This is a genomic window from Streptomyces anatolicus (genome assembly GCF_019400875.1).
Lineage (GTDB): Bacteria > Actinomycetota > Actinomycetes > Streptomycetales > Streptomycetaceae > Streptomyces > Streptomyces anatolicus.
This window is the reverse complement of sequence record NZ_WMBF01000571.1, coordinates 1-3,649: the sequence shown is the minus strand read 5'-3', so window position 1 is coordinate 3,649 and position 3,649 is coordinate 1. Positions and strand designations below refer to the sequence as shown.

The following is a 3,649-nucleotide window of genomic DNA, read 5'->3' as shown; positions in this document are numbered from 1 at the left end:
CCCCCGCCCGGACCGCAGTTCGCCCCGCTCACTCACGCCGTCTCCCCGTACCGACCGTCGCTTATCGGCCGACCGTTGGCCATATGTTAGCGATCTGTTGGCGGCGCCTGATGTGATCACCGCATCGGACCTGGCCCGCCGGTACTCGCGCAATGCGCGTAGCTCGGGGGAGTGTCGCCGCCGCGGTCGGGTCCGGGGGCAGAGAGAGAGCCTCGGTCGGCAGAGGTGACCGACCGGGGCTCTTGTCCTGCCCGCGATCCGGCCGGCCCCTCGGCCGCCGCGAACAAGCCGCCCGGAGCCGGCCGGCCCGCCTGCCCGCTTGCCCGCCTGCCTCAGCACACCCCCCAAGCCTGCAGCTTCTCGGGATTCCGTACCGCCCAGAAGCCCTTGATCCGATCGCCGGCGAAGTCGAACGCCATCACCGACCTGGTGACGCCGCCCTGCTGGACCACGAGCCCGGGCTGGCCGTTGACCGTCCGCTCCAGGAACACCAGGTCCGCCGCACCGGAGACGGCGACGAGGAAGCGCGCGATCCGCTCACCGCCACCCGTGGGCGGCGCCGCGCTGACCAGGCCTCCGCCGTCGGAGAGCCCGATGGCGGCGGGGTCGAGGAGCCCGACGAGGGCATCGATGTCCTTCGCCTCCCACGCCCGTTTGAAGTCCCTCACGAGGCGTACGCGCCGGGCCGCCGGAGTCGGAACCTCGGCGGCATGCGACGCGCGGACGCGGCGCCGCGCCGACGAGGCCAGCTGCCGGCAGGCCCCCGGCGTCCGGCCGACGATCTCGGCCACTTCGCCGAAGGAGTAACGGAAGACGTCGTGCAGGATGAACGCGACGCGCTCGGCCGGAGTCATCGACTCCAGTACGACGAGGAACGCCATGTTGACCGACTCGTCGAGCGTGACCCGGTCGGCCGGATCGACCGTCGCACCGCCCCCGCGCCCGCCGACCCACTCCGTGTGATCGGGCACCGGCTCCGGAATCCACTCCCCCACGTAACTCTCCCGCCGCGCCCGCGCCGAGCGCAGGAGATCGAGGCAGACGCGGCTCGCGACCCTCGTCAGCCAGCCGCCGGGGGAGTCGATCGCCGCCCGCTGCTCCGGGGACATGGCGTACCAACGGGCGTACGTCTCCTGCACGACGTCCTCGGCGTCCGCGAGGGAGCCGAGGAGCCGGTACGCGAGATTGATCAGCTGGCGCCGCTCACTCGTGACCGCGCTCAGGGCCGGGTCGCTCGGCTCGTTCGGCTCGTTCGGCACAGTCGGCTCGGCCAGCTCGTTCGGCTCGGACTGGATCCTCATGGCGTAGCTGCTCCCTTGGCCGCGCCCGCACGCACGCACGCGCGGACTCACTGGCTCACTGGCTCACTGGCTCACCAGTACGACGGGACAGCCCTCCGAAATGTGACGCGGCCGGGCGGGCAGAGAAGCGGGCGGAAGGCGGGCGGCCCACCTCACATTCCGCCGACCCATCTCGTCGTACTCCTGAAACGCACTCGACCGACCGCGGCGAACGACCACCGCGCCAGCCGCGCCACCACCGCGCCCCACCCACAAGGGAGACCCCATGGACGCCCGTCTCAACATCCACACCAACCCGGTCGCGGCGAAGGCTGTGAAGCGGCTCGCCTCAGCGGGGCAGGCGATCGCGGAGTCGTCGCTGTCCGCCACGACCCGGGAACTGGTACTCCTCCGCGCCAGCCAGATAAACGGCTGCGGCTTCTGCGTGGACATGCACACTAAGGACGCCGCGCAGGCCGGGGAGAACTTCGTCCGCCTCAACCTGGTCGCGTCCTGGCGCGAGGCCACCGTGTACACGCCCGCCGAGCGCGCCGCCCTGGAGCTGGCGGAACAGGGCACCCGCATCGCCGACGCGGCCGGCGGCGTCACCGACGAGGCGTGGGCGGACGCCGCCAAGCACTACGACGAGGACCAGCTCGCCGCACTAGTGTCACTGATCGCCCTCATCAACGCCTTCAACCGGCTGAACGTCATCACCCAGCAGCCCGCGGGCGACTACCAGCCCGGCCAGTTCGGATGACCCCGACGACCCGGAGGGCGGCGCGCACCTGGAGGGTCACGTTCAGCTCGGGTGTGATCGCGCAGCCACTGGCGCTGGAGGGGGAGTTGGCCCTGATCAGCCCGAAGGTCACACTGGAGTTCGACATCGCGGTCGTCCGGGGCGCGTGAACCGGCGCGCATGAACCGGCGCCCGTGACCCGAAACCCGCACCCGCACCCGCACCGGCCGAAGGCCCCCAGCCCCGGCCGGTGCTAGGCCTGCGGCCCCTCCGCCGCCAGCGCGGCGAGCGTGTCCAGCGCCGCCGCGAGGACGTCCGTAGGCGGCGAGGCGAGCCCGATCCGCACCGCGTCCGCCGCGCGGTAGCCACCGACGGCGAAGGCGGGGCCCGGCGTGACCGCGATGCCGCGCGCGGCCGCCGCCGCGACGAAGGTCTCGGCGCGCCACGGCGGGGGCAGCTCCCACCAGCAGTAGTAGGAGCGGGGGTCGGTGCGGATACGTCCCTTCACCCCCGCCGCGGCCAGCCGCCCCCGCACCGCCCGCACGATCTCGTGCCGCACGCCCGCGTCGGCCCGCTTGGCGGCGACCAGGGTCTCCACGGTCCCGTCCCCGACCCACCGCACGGCCGCCTCGAGCCCGAAGGCCCCCGCGGTCCACGCCCCGGACCGCAGACTGCGCGCGAGGGCATCGAGGTGGGCGGGTGGCACGGCGAGCATGCCGAGGGTGAGGCCGGGGGCAAGCCGTTTGGAGAGGCTGTCGACGAGGATGACGCGCTCGGGCAGCAGCGCGGCGAGCGGCGCGGGCGCGTCCTGCGCGAGGAACCCCCACGTACCGTCCTCGACGACGTGACACCCCAATCCGCCTACCACCTCGGCCAGTTCGAGCCGCCGCGCCTCCCCCATGGTGATCGACAGCGGGTTCTGGAGGGTCGGCTGTACGTAGACGGCGGCGAGGGGAGAACCACGGTGGGCGTCCGCGAGCGCGGCGGGCAGCATGCCCTGCTCGTCCATGGCGATCGGCACAAGCCGCAGGCCGAGCTGGTCGGCGATGGCTCTCACCAGGGGATACGTGACTTCCTCGACGCCGACGCGGCCACCCGGGCGGACGAGTGAGGAGAGCGCGGCGGCGATGGCCTGCCGGCTGTTCCCGGCGAAGAGCACCTGCCCCGGCTCCGGGCGCCAGCCGCCGCGGGCGAGCACGGAGGCGGCGGCCTCACGTGCGTCGGGGGTGCCGTCCGGGGCTGCGGTACGGGTGGCCTCCAGCAGCACGTCCGGCCGGGACAGAGGCGCGAGGGCGCGCGCCATCAGCGCCGACTGGCCTTCCACTACGGGGTAGTTCAGCTCCAGATTGACGGGGAACTCCGGGAACTCCGGGGGCTCCGGGAGCTCCGCCCGCCCTTCCGGTTCCGCCCTCTCCGTCAACGCCGCCCCGCCCGGATGCGGCGCCGCCGCCCTGACGAACGTGCCGCGCCCCACCTCGCCGACGACCAGACCCCGCCGCGCCAGTTCTCCGTAGACCCGGATGGCCGTGGAGTTGGCGATCCCCCGCCGCCGGGCGAAGGCACGCTGCGTCGGCAACCGCTCCCCGCCCCGCAGCGCCCCGCTCTCGATCTCCCGGGCCACCTCATCAGC

Annotated in this window: 3 protein-coding genes; 1 reads left to right on the top strand and 2 read right to left on the bottom strand. The window is 73.4% G+C overall.

Annotation, left to right across the window (positions count from 1 at the left end; translation table 11 throughout):
* Window positions 1–332 precede the first annotated feature (332 nt).
* Window positions 333–1,301, bottom strand: a complete 969-nt coding sequence (gene sigJ / locus GKQ77_RS29695) for an RNA polymerase sigma factor SigJ (RefSeq protein WP_219692210.1) — start codon at window positions 1,299–1,301, stop codon at window positions 333–335.
* A gap of 265 nt (window positions 1,302–1,566) precedes the next feature.
* Here sigJ and GKQ77_RS29690 point away from each other — a divergent pair, with 265 nt between their 5' ends.
* Entirely contained in the window at window positions 1,567–2,040 is a 474-nt protein-coding gene (locus tag GKQ77_RS29690) for a carboxymuconolactone decarboxylase family protein (RefSeq protein ID WP_219692209.1), read from the top strand.
* 232 nt (window positions 2,041–2,272) lie between these two features.
* Here the strand turns inward: GKQ77_RS29690 and GKQ77_RS29685 are convergent.
* Window positions 2,273–3,649, bottom strand: a 1,377-nt coding sequence (locus tag GKQ77_RS29685) for an aminotransferase-like domain-containing protein (protein ID WP_219692208.1), incomplete at its 5' end; no start/stop codon positions are given.